Raw genomic sequence first — 14,571 nt, forward strand, 5'->3', positions numbered from 1 at the left:
CATGGCTTCCGACCTGAAAGCGGCCATCCTGATCGCCGACGACCAGGCCGACGTGCGCGAGGCGCTGCGCCTGCTGCTGAAGGCCGAGGGCCTCGCCAGCGTCGCCGTGGCCGATCCGGCGGCGGCGCTGGAGGCGGTGCGCAGGCGCGAGTTCGCCTGCGCGCTGGTCGACTGCAACTATTCGCGCGACACCACCTCGGGCGAGGAAGGCCTGGAGCTGCTCGAGCAGCTGCGCCAGGCGGCGCCGGATCTGCCGGTGGTGGCGATGACGGCGTGGGGCAACGTGCCGCTCACGGTGGAGGCGATGCGTCGCGGCGCCGCCGATTTCGTCGAGAAGCCGTGGGACAACGCGCGCCTGGCCAGCGTGCTGCGGGCGCAGATCGCGCTGGGCGAGGGCGCGCGGCGGCAGCGGCGGCTGGAGGCGGAGAACGCGCTGCTGCGCGGCGAGGCGGAGGGCGAGTTCGTCGCCGAGTCGCCGGCGATGCGCCGCGTGCTGGCGCTGGTCGACCGCGTCGCGTCCAGCGACGCCAACGTGCTGGTGCTGGGCGAGAACGGTACCGGCAAGGGCGTGATCGCCGGGCGCATCCACGCACGCTCGCCGCGCGCCGCGCGTTCGCTGGTCAAGGTGAACATGGGCGGCATCGCCGAGAGCGTGTTCGAGTCGGAGATGTTCGGCCACGTGCGCGGCGCCTACACCGACGCCAAGGGCGAGCGCATCGGCCGCTTCGAGCTGGCCGACGGCGGCACGCTGTTCCTCGACGAGATCGGCAACGTGCCCGCCGCGCAGCAGCCCAAGCTGCTGCGCGTGCTGGAGGATGGCGAGTTCGAGCGGCTGGGTTCCTCGCGCACGCAGCGCGTGGACGTGCGATTGGTCTCGGCCACCAACGCCGACCTCGCCGCCGAGGTGGCCGAGGGCCGCTTCCGCCGCGACCTGCTGTACCGCCTCAATACGCTGGAGGTGCGCCTGCCGCCGCTGCGCGAGCGCGGCGAGGACATCCTGCCGCTGGCGCGCAGCTTCCTGGCGCGCAGCGCGGCACGCTACGGGCGCGACGGCCTGCGGCTGGCGCCGTCCGCCGAGCGCGCGCTGGCCGCATGGCGCTGGCCCGGCAACGTGCGCGAGTTGCAGCACCTGATGGAACGCGCCGCGCTGCTGGCCGAGCACGACCAGGTGAGCGCCGCGGCGCTGGCCTTCGGTGCGCCGCCGGAACCGGCGCAGGACCTGGACGGCATGACCCTGGAACAGGCCGAGGCGTGGCTGGTGAAGCGCGCCGTCGCGCGCCACGACGGCAACCTGCAACGCGCCGCGGATGCCTTGGGCATCACCCGCCAGTCGCTGTACCGGCGGCTGGAGAAGCACGACCTGCGTGACGCGCCCGGCGATGACGACGCCGACTGAACCGGAGCGCGCGCCCCGCCGGCGCACCCAGATGCCGCGCTTCGAGCGGCGCGTGTTCTACGGCGCCCTGCTGGTGGCGTTGCCCGCGTGGCTGGTCGTGCTCGTGCTGTCGGCGTCCGGTGCGCAGGGTGGCGTTTGGCGCTGGGTGCTGCCGTTCGCCGCCGCCGCATCCACGCTGTGGCTGGCGCGCCGGCACCTGCGCCGCGTCAGCTGGCCGCTGTACACGCTGTCCGGCCTGCTGGAGGCGCTGCGCGAGGGCGACTACAGCCTGCGCGGCGCCTCCGGCGGCGTGCTGGGCGACGTGATCTACGACATCAACGCGCTGGCCGAGCGCCTGCAGCGCGAGCGGCTGGAGTTCGAGGAATCCTCCTACCTGCTCGGCAAGACGCTGGCGGCGCTGGACAGCGGCGTGTTCGTGTTCGACGAAGGCCTGCGCCTGCGCCTGGCGAACCCTGCCGGGCAACGCCTGCTGGACGCGCCGCGCGACCGCCTGTTCGGCCGCACCGCGATCGAGCTGGGGCTGGACGTGCTGCTGGAAGGCGCGCCGGCGCGGGTGCTGGCGCACCGCTTCCCCGGCCGCGGCGGACGCTTCGAGATCCGCCATGCGCCCTTGCGGAGCGGCGGCCGCGGCGGCCGGCTGCTGGTGGTCAACGACGTCGGCCGCGTGCTGCGCGAGGAGGAACGCGCGGCGTGGCAGCGCCTGCTGCGCGTGCTCGGCCACGAGGTGAACAACTCGCTGGCGCCGATCCAATCGATGGCCGGCACGCTGGCCACGCTGGCGGCGCGCGACCCGTTGCCCGACGACTGGCGCGAGGATTTCCGCGGTGGGCTGGAGGTGATCGGCCACCGCGCCGAGGCGCTGGGGCGCTTCCTGTCCAGCTACAGCAAGCTGGCACGGCTGCCGCCGCCGCAGCCGCGCGCGGTGGAACTGTCCGCGCTGGTGGCGAAGGTGGCGAAGCTGGAACAGCGCGTGCCGGTGCAGGCCGAGGCGGGCGGCCCGCTGGACGTGGAAGCCGATCCCGACCAGCTCGAACAGGCGCTCATCAACCTGCTGCGCAACGCGGCGGAGGCGGCGCTGCCCGGCGGTGGCGGCGTGCGCGTGCGTTGGCGTCGCGAGGCCGGCCGCGCCCTGCTCGAAGTGGAAGACGATGGCCCCGGCCCGCCGCCGAGCGACAACCTGTTCGTGCCGTTCTTCACCACCAAGCCGGGTGGTTCCGGCATCGGCCTGGCGCTGGTGCGGCAGATCGCCGAGGCGCACGGCGGCGGCGTGACGCTGGCGGCGCGCGAGGAGGCGCGCGGCGCGCTGGCGCGGCTGTGGCTGCCGCTGGCCCCGGCTTCGAGCCCTCTCCCCGCCGGGGAGAGGGTTGGGTGAGGGGCGGGTGCTCGCGGAAGCGTGGCGGCGAAGCCCGCTTTGGAGTCCCAAGGGGAGGGCGCAGACGGCAGGCTTGTCGCAAGCGTGCCCCCACCCCGGCCCTCTCCCGGAGAGGGAGCAAGGCGCCGGCTTCGGTTGCTACCGGTGATGCTGGATCAATGGTGCGCTTCGAGAGCTGAGACCGCGTTCAAGAGGTTCGCTCTGGCTTGGCGCTCCGTGGCTGCTGCAACGTGGCCGGAGGTATAGATGCGCGGTCGTCCTAGGAGGTCGCGCAGGATGGCCGCACGCTTTTTCCGATAGATGAACGACGGTACGAATGTGTACTCCTTGCGGATCTGTTGCTCGTAGCGGTTGTAAGTGGGTGGGTCCGTGCCGAGTATCGACAGGTCGATGTCGACCATGGAGGCCTCGTTTCCCGTCAGGCTGGAGTCGCCATGTCGGGTGGCCATGATGAGGCGGTGAACGCGGGCTGCTGCGGCATGTTCGGCGCCTTCTGCGATGAGGAAGGCCATGGCCCAATCTGCGCTTTCCCGCTCGTTGTTGCCGGATAAGGGTTTGTAAACAGCGTCGTGGAACCAGAGTGCCATTTCGACTTCATGGGGCGCATCAAGCTCGTGCGCGACCGCATCCAAGTGCCGAAGGCATGCCGAGATGTGTTCGATAGTGTGGTAGTGCCGCCACTTTTCCGAGTAGGCGGCCACCAAGGCGTCGAAAACGGATGGCTTGTGGGCAAGCCCCCAGGTATCCATCAATCGCAACCAGCGCTCAGGCGTCACTCGGGATTCGTGGGGCATCGTCTTTTCTCAACCGCAATGCCTGCAGCAGGTTCTTGCCGGCCAGTACGGCGTACAGCCAAGCCTTGCGCCAACGGCTGCCGAGCAGAATGATGTGGATGTGCCAACCCTTTTCTCGTCGTGCGCTGTAGCCGCTGTAAAGAATCGTGAAAGCCTCGGCGTCTCCCAGCAGCTTCCGCGACAGATCCTGCGCATGGCCGATGCCGAAGTCGAGCATCTCCGTGATTTCCGCAGCCGTTGGCTGGCCCTGGCTCTTTGGGAACGCGAGCAGGTAATAGTTCGAGATAAGGTCGTTCCGGATGGCGAAAAACTGACAGGTGCGTCCCGATTCTAGAGACAGGGTCCGAACCTCGGGTGCAGATGACATGTCGGATCCCTCGTGGCGGAGATTCAGCCTGCCTTGCCCTCAGCCGTCCAGTTCGGCCCAGCGCGCGTAGGCGGTGTCCAGCTCGGCCTGCAGCTTCGCCAGCGCCTCGTTGGCCTGCACGATGGCGGTGCTGTCCTGCTGGTAGAAGGCCGGGTCGTTCATCGCCTCGCTGCGGGTGGCGATGTCGGCTTCGAGCTGTTCGATGCGTGCGGGAAGCTGTTCCAGCTCGCGCGCGTCCTTGTAGCTGAGCTTGCGCTTCGGCTCGTCGCTCCGGCGGGGGCCGGAGTCCGGTGACGGGGCGGCCCTAGGGGGCATGGTCGCTGCTGGATGACTCGCTTCGTTCGCCCCTTTGGGGCCGCCCTGCGGGTGTTCTGCGCGCTCCGCGCTTGCCCGGCCTTCGCCGGGATGACGGGTCGTGGCCGGCCTCTGCCGCAGCCAGTCGCTGTAGCCGCCCACGTATTCGCCCACCTTGCCGTCGCCTTCCAGCACCAGGGTGCTGGTGACCACGTTGTCGAGGAAGGCGCGGTCGTGCGAGACCAGCAGCAGGGTGCCGGGGTAGTCGGCGAGCAGCTCTTCCAGCAGCTCCAGCGTCTCGACGTCGAGGTCGTTGGTGGGCTCGTCCATCACCAGCAGGTTCGACGGCTGCGCGAACAGCTTGGCCAGCAGCAGGCGGTTGCGCTCGCCGCCGGAGAGGCGGGTGATCGGCGCGCGGGCGCGCTCGGGCGAAAACAGGAAGTCCTGCAGGTAGCCGACGATGTGCTTGCGCTGGCCGCCCAGCTCGATGTACTCGCGGCCCTGCGCCACGTTGTCCAGCGCGTTGAGCCTGTCGTCGAGCTGGGCGCGGTGCTGGTCGAAGTAGGCGATCTCCAGGCCGGTGCCCAGCTTCACCTCGCCCCGCTCGGGGCGCAGCTCGCCCAGCATGATCTTCAGCAGCGTGCTTTTGCCGGCGCCGTTGGGGCCGATGATGCCAATGCGGTCGCCGCGCATGACGGTGGCGTCGAGGTCGCCGATCAGCACGCGGTCGCCGTAGCTCTGGCGCACGTGCGCAAGCTCGATCACCTTCTTGCCGGACGCCTGCGCGCCGGCCAGGGTCATCCGGGCGTTGCCGCCCAGTTCGCGACGCTCGGCGCGCTCGCGGCGCATCGCCTTCAGCGCGCGCACGCGGCCCTCGTTGCGGGTGCGGCGGGCCTTGATGCCCTGGCGGATCCACACTTCTTCCTGCGCCAGCTTGCGGTCGAACAGCGCGTTGGCCTGGGCCTCGGCATGCAAGCGCTCCTCGCGGCGGCGCAGGTAATTGTCGTAGTCGCCGGGCCAGTCGGTGAGCCGGCCGCGGTCGATCTCGACGATGCGCGTGGCCAGTGCGCGCAGGAAGCCGCGGTCGTGGGTGACGAACACGATGGCGCCGTCGAAGGCCTTGAGGAAGCCTTCCAGCGAGCCGATGGCCTCGATGTCGAGGTGGTTGGTCGGCTCGTCCAGCAGCAGCACGTCGGGCTGCTGCACCAGCGCCTGCGCCAGCAGCACGCGGCGCTTCATGCCGCCGGAGAGCGCGGCGAAGTCGGTCTCGCCGGGCAGTTCCAGCCGCGCCAGTACGTCGGCGACGCGGCGGTCGAGGTCCCAGCCGTGGCGGGCCTCGATTGCGGCCTGCACTTCGCCCAGCGCGGCCAGGTCGCCCTCGTGCAGCAGGTGGTGGTAGCGCGCCAGCAGCTGGCCCAGGTCGCCCAGGCCCTCGGCCACCACGTCGAACACGCTGCCGGCGGCGTCCTGCGGCACCTCCTGCGCCATGCGCGCGACTACCACGCCGCCCTGCACGCGCACTTCGCCGTCGTCGGGCTTCAGTTCGCCGGCGATCAGCTTCATCAGGGTGGACTTGCCTTCGCCGTTGCGGCCGACGATGCACACGCGCTCGCGCGCGTCGATCGACAGGTCGACGTGGTCGAGCAGGAGGGGGCCGCCGATGCTGAAATCGACGCGCTGCAGCTGGATCAGGGACATCCGCCCATTGTAGCGGGCGCGGGGCCGGGCGCTTCATGCCAGCGGCTTCCGGAGGCCGGAGTGTGTCGAAATAACCCATGCAGGAACATCGACTTAACGAATTTATTTGAGGCCCTGTCTCTGGATATCGCCGCCGTCTTGAGTTACCTTCGCGGCCACGCGGGTGGTGCCGCGGTGCGGCTGCGAGGACATCGGGTGGGTATCGGATCCAGGACGCTGGGGCGGGCGACGGGCGGCATCCGCATGGCGCTGCTGTCGCTGTTGTGCGTGCTCGGCGTGTTCGCCGGACGGGCGCATGCCGGTTACGCGGCCATCGTGGTCGATGCCTCGACCGGCAAGGTGCTTGAGCAGGTCAACGCGGACGAGCGCAACTATCCCGCCTCGCTGACCAAGATGATGACGCTGTACCTCGCCTTCCATGCGCTGAAGGACGGCCGCCTGAAACTGGACCAGCGGCTGCCGGTGTCGGCGCTGGCCGCCGGTCGCGCGCCGACCAAGCTGGGCCTGCGCCGAGGCCAGACCATCACGGTGCGCGACTGCATCCTCGGCATGGTCACCCGCTCCGCCAACGACGCGGCTTCCGTGGTCGCCGAGGCGCTCGGCGGCAGCGAGGCGCATTTCGCCGACATGATGAACGCGCAGGCCGCCCTGCTCGGCATGGGCGGCACCCACTTCGACAACGCCTCCGGCCTGCCCGATCCGGACAACGTGTCCACCGCGCACGACCTGGCCCGGTTGTCGATGGCGCTGTACCGCGACTTCCCCCGGTACACGCATTTCTTCGCCACGCGCGAGTTCATCTTCCGCGGGCGCGTGGTGCGCGGCCACAACAACCTGATGTACCGCTACCCGGGCATGGACGGCCTGAAGACCGGCTTCACCGACGCTTCCGGCTTCAACCTGGCCTCCACCGCGGTGCGCGACGGCCACCGCCTGTTCGCCGTGGTGCTGGGCGGCCGCACCGCGTCGGTGCGCGACGACCTGATGGCGAAGCTGCTCGACGACGGCTTCGAGGGACGCAGCACGCCGCCCGAACTGGTCGCTGCGGCCGGCGGCGCGCCGGGCGAAAGCCGCGCGCTGCGCATCCTGGAGGCACTGTCGCCGATCGAGACCGCCGAGGCGCGCCCGGTGCCCGGCCTGCCGCACCGCAAGGGCCGCGCCGCGCACGCGGGGCGGGTGGCGGCGGTGGGCCACGGCTGCGGCAAGCGCGGTACGAGCGCCTGCAGGCGCGTCGCCGCGCGGCACGTGAAGAAACGCAACGTCCGGCTGGCCGCGAGGCACCCTGCCAGGAAGAAGCCGCCGATGCAGGTCGCCGCGCGCGGCGACACGGACGGCTGAGCGCCTTTTCCGCCCGGCGTGCGGAAACGAAAAGCCCGCGGCCGAGGCCGCGGGCTTTTTCGTCCAGGAGCGGCGCGCGTGCCTTGCCTACTTCAGCTTCGCGTCCGCGCGCAGCGCCTCGGCCTTGTCGGTCTTCTCCCACGAGAACGCGGTCCAGGTCTCGCCGTTGGCGCCCTTTACCTGCACCGGCGGGCGGCCGAAGTGGCCGGCGCTGGCGGTGCGCTGGTAGACCGGGTGGATCAGGTCGAGCATCTTGATGATGCCGTACGGGCGCAGGTCGAAGTGCTTGCGGATCAGCTTCTCGATCTTCTCGTCGGGGATCTTGCCGGTGCCGAACGTCGTCACCGAGATCGAGGTCGGCTCGGCCACGCCGATGGCATAGCTCACCTGCACCTCGCAGCGGTCGGCGATGCCGGCGGCCACGATGTTCTTGGCCACGTAGCGCGCGGCGTAGGCGGCCGAGCGGTCCACCTTGGACGGGTCCTTGCCGGAGAACGCGCCGCCGCCGTGGCGGGCCCAGCCGCCGTAGGTGTCGACGATGATCTTGCGGCCGGTCAGGCCGCAGTCGCCCACCGGGCCGCCGATCACGAACTTGCCGGTCGGGTTGATGTGGAACTTGGTGCCCTTGTGCAGCAGCTTGGCCGGCAGCACGGGCTTGAGGATCTCCTCGCGCACCGCCTCGACCAGGTCCTTCTGCTTCACGCCCGGGTCGTGCTGGGTGGACAGCACCACCGCGTCGATCGCCACCGCCTTGTCGTCCTCGTAGCGCAGGGTGACCTGGCTCTTGGCGTCCGGGCGCAGCCACGGCAGCGGCGAGTTCTTCTTCTTGCGGACCTTGGTCTGCTGCTCCACCAGGCGATGCGCGTAGTGGATCGCCGCGGGCATGTACTCGCTGGTCTCGTTGGTGGCATAGCCGAACATCAGGCCCTGGTCGCCGGCGCCCTGTTCCTCGGGCTTCTTGCGGTCCACGCCCTGGTTGATGTCGGGCGACTGCTTGCCGATCAGGTTGAGCACGCCGCAGGTGGCGCCGTCGAAGCCGACGTCGGAGGAGTCGTAGCCGATGTCGAGGATGACCTTGCGGGTCAGCGCCTCCAGGTCGATCCACGCGCTGGTGGTGATCTCGCCGGCGACGATCGCCACGCCGGTCTTCACCATCGTCTCGCAGGCCACGCGGGCGCGCGGGTCCTGCGCGAGGATCGCGTCGAGGACGGCGTCGGAGATCTGGTCGGCGACCTTGTCCGGATGGCCTTCGGAGACCGATTCGGAGGTGAAGAGGAAGTTGCTCATCGCGGCATTTATCCTTCTTTACGGATAAAGAGATGGAAAGGGATCGGTCATCATACAGCCAGTCGGCCCGGATTTCATCGTACCGGAAGGCGGCGATGCCCGGCGTTCAGCGACGCGGTCGCCCGCGGCTGTCACGCCGCTGACGCCTGGCCGCAACGCCGCCGTCCCGGCCGGGGCGCAGGCTTGGCGCCAGGCCACGCGGAGCGTCCCGCCATGCAAGCCATCGAGCAGCGTCTGCAGCAGCGATACCCGCACTGGTTCCGCGGCCGCCGCGGCCACCTCGCCACGCCGCTGCTGCGCACGCTGGCGCGCTGGTCGAGGTTCGACAGCATCGATGCCTTCATGGCCGAACACGCGCACCTGCGCGGCTTCGAGTTCGTGCGGGCGGGGCTGCAGCGGCTGGAACCGGACTGCGTCGTCGAGCCGGCGGACCTGGCCCGCATCCCGGCGCGTGGCCGGCTGCTGGTCGTGGCCAACCATCCGTGCGGCGCGCTCGATGCGCTGGCCCTGCTGGACATGGTCGGGCGCGTGCGGCGCGATGTGAAGATCGTCGCCAACGAGATGCTGACGCTGCTGGAGCCGCTGGCGGAGCTGCTGCTGCCGGTGCGCGTGTTCGGCGGCGCGGCCGGCGCGGGCAGCCTGCGCCGGGTGGAGCGGGCCTTGCGCGAGGAACAGTGCGTGATCGTGTTTCCCGCCGGCGAAGTGTCGCGCCTGGGCCCGCGCGGCGTGAGCGACACCCGCTGGCGCCATGGCTTCCTGCGCTTCGCGCGCCACGCCGGGGCGCCGGTGCTGCCGATACGCATCGAGGCGCGCAACTCGACCCTGTTCTACGGCGTCTCGGCGCTGTACCGGCCGGCCTCGACCGCGCTGCTGGCGCGCGAGATGTTCGCCCGGCGCCAGCGGCCGCTGCGGCTGCGCGTGGGCGAACCGCTGGCGATCGCGGAAGGCGAGCGCGAACGCGACGCGGTGCGCCGCATCCGCCGGACGCTGTACGCCATCGGTCGTGACGCGCCGTCACCCGAGCCGCTGGCGCGTGCCATCGACGCACACGCGCTGGTCGAGGCCGTCGCCTCCACCGAGCTGCTGGGCGCGACCAGCGACGGCAAGCAGATCCGGCTGGCGCGCGACATCGGCGGCTCGCCGCTGCTGCAGGAGATCGGCCGGCTGCGCGAGCTGACCTTCCGCCGGGTCGGCGAAGGCACCGGCCGCAGCCGCGACCTCGACGCCTACGACGCGCACTACGACCACATCCTGGTATGGGACGCGCAAGCCGAGCGCATCGCCGGCGCCTACCGCGTGATGCGCGGCGCCGAGGCGCTGGCGCGCGCGGGGCTGGCCGGCCTGTACACCGCCTCGCTGTTCCGCTACGCGGACGAAGCCGTGCCGCGGCTGGCGGCAGGCATGGAGCTGGGGCGCAGCTTCGTGGCGCCGGACTACTGGGGCAGCCGCAGCCTCGACTACCTGTGGCAGGGCATCGGCGCCTACCTGCAACGCTACTCCGGCGTGCGCTACCTGTTCGGCGCGGTGTCGATCAGCGCCGCGCTGCCGCGCGACGCCAGCGAGCAGGTGGTGGCCTACTACCAGCGCTTCTACGGCAGCGAGAAGGCGCTGGCCAGCGCCCGCCGGCCGTTCGCCTTCGAGGCGCCGGCGCCGAGCTTCGATGGCCTCGACATCGACGCCGCCTTCGACGCGATGAAGGCCGTGCTCGCCCGGCTCGGCGCCTCGGTGCCGATGCTCTACAAGCAGTACACCGAACTGTGCGAGCCCGGCGGCGCGCGCTTCCTCGCCTTCGGCGTGGACCCGGACTTCAGCGGCTCCATCGACGGCCTGATCGAGGTGGACCTGGAGCAGCTGCGGCCACGCAAGCGCCAGCGCTACCTGCAACGCCAGCAGGGCGCCGCGGCATGAAACGCCTGGCGCCCACCGGCGAGCGGCGGCTGCGGGCGGTCTTCCTTTCCGACGTGCACCTGGGCGCCAGGCACTGCCACGCGGCGGAGCTGGCGGATTTCCTCGACGGCCTGCGTTGCGAGCGGCTGTACCTGGTGGGCGACATCGTCGACCTCTGGTGGATGGCGCGGCGGCGCACGCGCTGGGGCCGTGCGCACGCGCGCGTGGTCGAGGCGCTGCACGCCCTGCACCAGCGCGGCACCGCGCTGGTCTACATCCCGGGCAACCACGACCGGCCGCTGCGCCGGCTGTGCGGCCTGCAGGTGCCGGGCCTGCGGGTGCGGCGGCGCGCGGTGCACATCACCGCCGACGGTCGCCGCCTGCTGGTGACGCACGGCGACGACTATGACAACGTCACCCAGTTCGGCGGCCTGCAGGAGCGCCTGGGCGACTGGATCTACTACCGCATCCTCGGCTGCAACCAGTGGCTGAACCGTGCGCGGCGGCGGCTCGGCCTGCGCTACTGGTCGCTGTCGGCCTTCGTGAAGCGCCAGAGCGGCGCCGCCGAACGCTACATCGCGCGCTTCGTGCAGGCCGGGCTGGACGACGCGGCGCGGCGCCGGCTCGACGGTATCGTCTGCGGGCACATCCACCGGGCCGCGCTGGTCCAGCGCGACGGGCTGGTCTACGCCAACGACGGCGACTGGGTGGAAAGCCTCACCGCGCTGGCCGAGGACGCCGACGGCGCGCTGCGCCTGCTGTCGTACCGCGGCGAGACCCTGGCCGAACTGCCGCCGCGGCGGCACCCGGCCCGCACGGACCCGCCGGTGCGCGCGGCTGCCTGAGCGCGACGGAGGTATCGGCGCGGACCGCGGCGGAAGCAATGCGGGGCATAATCGGGCCACGTTCCCCGCATCGAGGTGACATGCATGAGCGTCCTCCGCGCCCTCGGCGCCGCCGCCCGGCGGGTCGTCGCCATCGCGCTGTTCGCCGCCGCGACCTGGGCGGCGGCCGGCACGGTCCCGCCTCCCGCGCACTGGAAGGCCGACATCGACGCCTTCGTGGCGCACGACCGCAGCGACCCGCCGCCGCAGCACGGCGTGCTGTTCATCGGCAGCTCGTCGATCCGCTTCTGGGCGCCCACGCTGGCGCGCGATTTCCCTGGCGTGCCGGTGATCGACCGCGGCTTCGGCGGTTCCGCCATCGCCGACTCGACGTACTACGCCGACCGCATCGTGGCCCCCTACCATCCGCGCCTGATCGTGATGTACGCCGGCGACAACGACATCGCCGGCGGCCTGTCGCCACGGCAGGTGGTCGACGACTTCAAGGCCTTCGTGGCGCGCGTGCGGCGCGACCAGCCGGGCGTGCCGGTGGCCTACATCTCGATCAAGCCCAGCGTGGCGCGCTGGGCGCTGTGGCCGGCGATGCGCGAGGCCAACCAGGGCATCCGGCGCTGGGCGGCGACGCAGCGGGACGTGCGCTACGTCGACGTCGCCTCGAGGATGCTGGACGCGCATGGCCGGCCGCGGCCGGAACTGCTGCGCGACGACGGCCTGCACATGAAGCCGGCCGGCTACGCGATCTGGATCGCGGCCCTGAAGCCGGTGCTGGCGGAGTACGGTTTCGGGACCCGCTGAAGACGACGGTCGACCGCCACCCGGCCACCGGCTGGCTCGACAATCCAATCGGGGGAGAAGCTGATGGGACATTCCAAGACCGGACGCATCCTGGCTGGCCTGGCGTGCCTGGCCTTTGCCGGTGCCGGCACTGCCGCGCCGGCCCCGAACGCGGCACCTGCCGCGATCGCGTGCGGCCGCGCCGCGAACGCGGTGCAGCGGCTGGTCTGCACCGACGCGCCGGTGCGGGCGCTGGACGCGCAGATGGCCGGCGCCTACGCCTCCGCACTGCGGCGCCTGCCCGCGCAACGCGACGCGCTGGTGCGCGACCAGCGCAACTGGCTGGCCGAACGCGACGACCAGGCCTGGGCGCTGCGGGCCGATCCGGCGACGGCCGCGACGGCCGGTGCCGAGCTGGCGCGGATCTACCGCGAGCGCATCGCCTTCCTCGGCCATGCCGGCGAGGCGATCGCCTCGCCCGTGCTGGCGCGCCTCGATCAGGCGCTTTCTGCCGTGGATGCGCAGGGCGGCGATGTGCTCACGGCGCCGGGCGCCGAGGTGGCGCAGGAGCAGCGCTACGACAGTCAGGCCGAGCTGCTGGCGCACCTGCCCGGGAAGCCCACGGACGCGCTGTCACATCGTTTCGACCAGGACTTCGTCGGTGCGGGCGACCGCACCCTGGCCTGGCTGCCGCAGGCCGGCGTGGGCGGCGCCTACGTGGTGCAGGGCACGGCCGACTGCGCCTATTGGGTGTTGTTTGCCCGCGAGGGCGGGCAACTGGTGCCCATCGACACGCCGGACACGCTGGCCGGGAACTGCTGGAACACGCAGGGTCACCTGGCCGAGGTCGACCGCCAGGTGGTCGCGCTGCAGGTCACCCGAGGGTTGCTCGATCCCTCGCAGGACTGGCAGGTACAGGCCTGGGACGGTCGTTCATGGGGCAGGGCGGCGCACCTGCGGGCGCGCTTCGACCACGTGCTGCGGATCGACGCGGCCTCCTGCGCGACGGGCGTGGATTGCGCGGCGGCGAAGGCCGCGGCGCTGGACTATGCCCGCCGCCACGACCGCGAACCGCTGCCGCAGACGCTGGCGGACGCGGCGCTGCCTGCCGCCGGGCAAGCCCGCTACGCGCGGATGCGCGCACTGGCGAAGTCCGCCGACGCCGTCGCGCAGCTGCCGCAGCCCGGCCAGCGCACCTACCACGGCCTGGACGGCTACGGCAGCGAAGCGGTGTTCTTCCCGGCGCGCCTGGGCGACGAATGGGTGCTGGGACGCATCGGGCACGGCCACGTCGGCTGGCGGGTCGCCGGCGGCTGGCTGGTCGGCTTCTGGCGGCTCGACGGCGACCGGCTGGTGCCGCTGGCCGGCGTGGCGGTGGCGTCCAACCCTGGCGGGTTCCTGCTCGCCGCGCCGCTGGCGCCGGCGTTCGAGCATCACTGACCGCGCAGGTGCTCGGTCAAGGCAACGCGAGCTACGGGGAGTCTTTGAACAGGCGTTCAGGCCGCGACGGCGAAGTCCGGTTCGACGCCGGCTTCCAGCGCGGCGAAATAGTCGCGGGTCAGGCGCAACTGCTCGTCGGCGTTCTCGGCCCGGTTGGCCACCTGGCGGAAGGCGGCGTTCTCCGGCCGGTCCTTCGCGTACCAGCCCAGGTGCTTGCGCGCGATGCGCACGCCGGCGTGCTCGCCGTAAAAGGTATAGAGGTGTTCCAGGTGGCCGAGCAGGATCGCCGCCACCTCGCCCGGCGCCGGTTCGGGCAGCTTCCCGCCGGTGGCGAGGTAGTGCGCGATCTCGCGGAAGATCCACGGTCGGCCCTGGGCGCCGCGGCCGATCATCAGCGCGTCGGCGCCGGTGGCGTCGAGCACGTGGCGGGCGCGCTCCGGCGTGGTGACGTCGCCGTTGGCGAACACCGGGATGCGCACGCTGGCCTTCACCGCGGCGATGGTCTCGTACTCGGCCTCGCCTTCGTACTTGTCCGCGCGGGTGCGGCCGTGCAGCGCCAGCGCGGCGATGCCGGCGTCCTCGGCGAGCCGGGCGATGCTCAGCGCGTTCTTGTGGTCGCGATCCCAGCCGGTGCGGAACTTCAGCGTCACCGGCACGTCCACCGCGTCGACCACCGCCTTGCAGATGCGCGCCACCAGCGGCTCGTCCTGCAGCAGGGCGGAGCCGGACCACACGTTGCACACCTTCTTCGCCGGGCAGCCCATGTTGATGTCGATGATCTCGGCGCCGTTGGCCACGTTGAAGCGCGCCGCCTCGGCCAGCATCGCCGGGTCATAGCCGGCGATCTGCACGCTCACCGGCTCGGGTTCGCCGGCATGGTCCATCCGGCGCAGCGACTTGGCGGTGTTCCACAGGCGCGGGTCGGCGGTGGTCATCTCCGACACGGCCAGCCCCGCGCCCAGCCGCTTGCACAGCAGGCGGAACGGCTTGTCCGTGACGCCGGCCATGGGGGCCAGCGCCAGCGGCGGGTCGATGCGGTAGGGGCCGATCTGCATGCGCGGATTGTAGCCCGGAGGCTT

The 14,571-nt window shown here is 71.5% G+C and carries 12 protein-coding genes; 7 read left to right on the plus strand and 5 right to left on the minus strand.

Translation table 11 applies throughout. The features are described 5' to 3' along the window. Position 1 precedes the first annotated feature (1 nt). Positions 2–1,396 carry a sigma-54 dependent transcriptional regulator gene (locus QMK61_RS11725; protein ID WP_302072395.1) on the plus strand — a complete coding sequence of 465 codons (1,395 nt, stop codon included), beginning with the start codon at positions 2–4 and terminating at the stop codon, positions 1,394–1,396. Beyond that, positions 1,380–2,768 (plus strand): ATP-binding protein, encoded by a 1,389-nt coding sequence (locus QMK61_RS11730; RefSeq protein WP_302072396.1) that lies wholly within the window; start codon positions 1,380–1,382, stop codon positions 2,766–2,768. The genes QMK61_RS11725 and QMK61_RS11730 overlap by 17 nt, the downstream gene beginning before the upstream one ends. Positions 2,769–2,923: 155 nt before the next feature. On the opposite strand, the gene QMK61_RS11735 is transcribed toward QMK61_RS11730, so the two are convergent. From QMK61_RS11735 to QMK61_RS11745, 3 genes are read right to left on the minus strand one after another with little or no spacing between them, the layout of a single operon-like run. Then, positions 2,924–3,562: an N-methyl-D-aspartate receptor NMDAR2C subunit gene (locus tag QMK61_RS11735; protein ID WP_302072397.1), complete on the minus strand. Its 639-nt coding sequence runs from the start codon at positions 3,560–3,562 to the stop codon at positions 2,924–2,926. Beyond that, positions 3,534–3,929, minus strand: a complete 396-nt coding sequence (locus QMK61_RS11740) for a hypothetical protein (protein ID WP_302072398.1) — start codon at positions 3,927–3,929, stop codon at positions 3,534–3,536. Before QMK61_RS11740 ends, QMK61_RS11735 begins: the two co-directional genes overlap by 29 nt. Positions 3,930–3,968: 39 nt before the next feature. Further along, positions 3,969–5,921 carry an ATP-binding cassette domain-containing protein gene (locus QMK61_RS11745; protein ID WP_302072399.1) on the minus strand — a complete coding sequence of 651 codons (1,953 nt, stop codon included), beginning with the start codon at positions 5,919–5,921 and terminating at the stop codon, positions 3,969–3,971. 195 nt (positions 5,922–6,116) lie between these two features. Between QMK61_RS11745 and QMK61_RS11750 the strand changes: the two genes are divergently transcribed. After that, positions 6,117–7,259: a D-alanyl-D-alanine carboxypeptidase family protein gene (locus QMK61_RS11750; protein ID WP_302072400.1), complete on the plus strand. Its 1,143-nt coding sequence runs from the start codon at positions 6,117–6,119 to the stop codon at positions 7,257–7,259. Between the two features lie 87 nt (positions 7,260–7,346). Here QMK61_RS11750 and metK read toward each other — a convergent pair whose 3' ends face one another. Further along, a complete protein-coding gene (gene metK / locus QMK61_RS11755; protein WP_302072401.1) occupies positions 7,347–8,546 on the minus strand; it encodes a methionine adenosyltransferase in 1,200 nt (399 codons plus the stop codon). A 213-nt stretch (positions 8,547–8,759) separates the two neighbouring features. Here metK and QMK61_RS11760 point away from each other — a divergent pair, with 213 nt between their 5' ends. The 4 genes from QMK61_RS11760 (at position 8,760) to QMK61_RS11775 (ending at position 13,492) form a co-directional block, all read left to right on the plus strand. Next, the gene (locus QMK61_RS11760; RefSeq protein WP_302072402.1) at positions 8,760–10,454 is read left to right on the plus strand and encodes a GNAT family N-acyltransferase; all 1,695 of its coding nucleotides are present in this window, start codon (positions 8,760–8,762) and stop codon (positions 10,452–10,454) included. Then, complete coding sequence (locus tag QMK61_RS11765) at positions 10,451–11,278, plus strand: UDP-2,3-diacylglucosamine diphosphatase (protein ID WP_302072403.1); 828 nt, start codon at positions 10,451–10,453, stop codon at positions 11,276–11,278. The genes QMK61_RS11760 and QMK61_RS11765 overlap by 4 nt, the downstream gene beginning before the upstream one ends. An 84-nt stretch (positions 11,279–11,362) precedes the next feature. After that, positions 11,363–12,073, plus strand: coding sequence for an SGNH/GDSL hydrolase family protein (locus QMK61_RS11770; RefSeq protein ID WP_302072404.1), 711 nt, complete (start codon positions 11,363–11,365; stop codon positions 12,071–12,073). 63 nt (positions 12,074–12,136) lie between these two features. After that, entirely contained in the window at positions 12,137–13,492 is a 1,356-nt protein-coding gene (locus tag QMK61_RS11775; RefSeq protein WP_302072405.1) for a lysozyme inhibitor LprI family protein, read from the plus strand. Positions 13,493–13,548: 56 nt separating this feature from the next. Here QMK61_RS11775 and dusB read toward each other — a convergent pair whose 3' ends face one another. Continuing rightward, positions 13,549–14,547, minus strand: coding sequence for a tRNA dihydrouridine synthase DusB (dusB, locus tag QMK61_RS11780; protein ID WP_302072406.1), 999 nt, complete (start codon positions 14,545–14,547; stop codon positions 13,549–13,551). Between the last annotated feature and the right edge of the window lie 24 nt (positions 14,548–14,571).

The sequence above is a fragment of the Fulvimonas sp. R45 genome, from assembly GCF_030504985.1.
In the GTDB taxonomy this organism is placed as follows: domain Bacteria; phylum Pseudomonadota; class Gammaproteobacteria; order Xanthomonadales; family Rhodanobacteraceae; genus Rhodanobacter_A.

Excerpts from the sequence above, each read along its gene's own strand:
- QMK61_RS11725 (WP_302072395.1), top strand. The coding sequence starts at position 2 with ATGGCTTCCGACCTGAAAGCGGCCATCCTGATCGCCGACGACCAGGCC.
- QMK61_RS11730 (WP_302072396.1), top strand. The coding sequence starts at position 1,380 with ATGACGACGCCGACTGAACCGGAGCGCGCGCCCCGCCGGCGCACCCAG.
- QMK61_RS11735 (WP_302072397.1), bottom strand. The coding sequence starts at position 3,562 with ATGCCCCACGAATCCCGAGTGACGCCTGAGCGCTGGTTGCGATTGATG.
- QMK61_RS11740 (WP_302072398.1), bottom strand. The coding sequence starts at position 3,929 with ATGTCATCTGCACCCGAGGTTCGGACCCTGTCTCTAGAATCGGGACGC.
- QMK61_RS11745 (WP_302072399.1), bottom strand. The coding sequence starts at position 5,921 with ATGTCCCTGATCCAGCTGCAGCGCGTCGATTTCAGCATCGGCGGCCCC.
- metK (WP_302072401.1), bottom strand. The coding sequence starts at position 8,546 with ATGAGCAACTTCCTCTTCACCTCCGAATCGGTCTCCGAAGGCCATCCG.
- QMK61_RS11760 (WP_302072402.1), top strand. The coding sequence starts at position 8,760 with ATGCAAGCCATCGAGCAGCGTCTGCAGCAGCGATACCCGCACTGGTTC.
- QMK61_RS11765 (WP_302072403.1), top strand. The coding sequence starts at position 10,451 with ATGAAACGCCTGGCGCCCACCGGCGAGCGGCGGCTGCGGGCGGTCTTC.
- QMK61_RS11770 (WP_302072404.1), top strand. The coding sequence starts at position 11,363 with ATGAGCGTCCTCCGCGCCCTCGGCGCCGCCGCCCGGCGGGTCGTCGCC.
- QMK61_RS11775 (WP_302072405.1), top strand. The coding sequence starts at position 12,137 with ATGGGACATTCCAAGACCGGACGCATCCTGGCTGGCCTGGCGTGCCTG.
- dusB (WP_302072406.1), bottom strand. The coding sequence starts at position 14,547 with ATGCAGATCGGCCCCTACCGCATCGACCCGCCGCTGGCGCTGGCCCCC.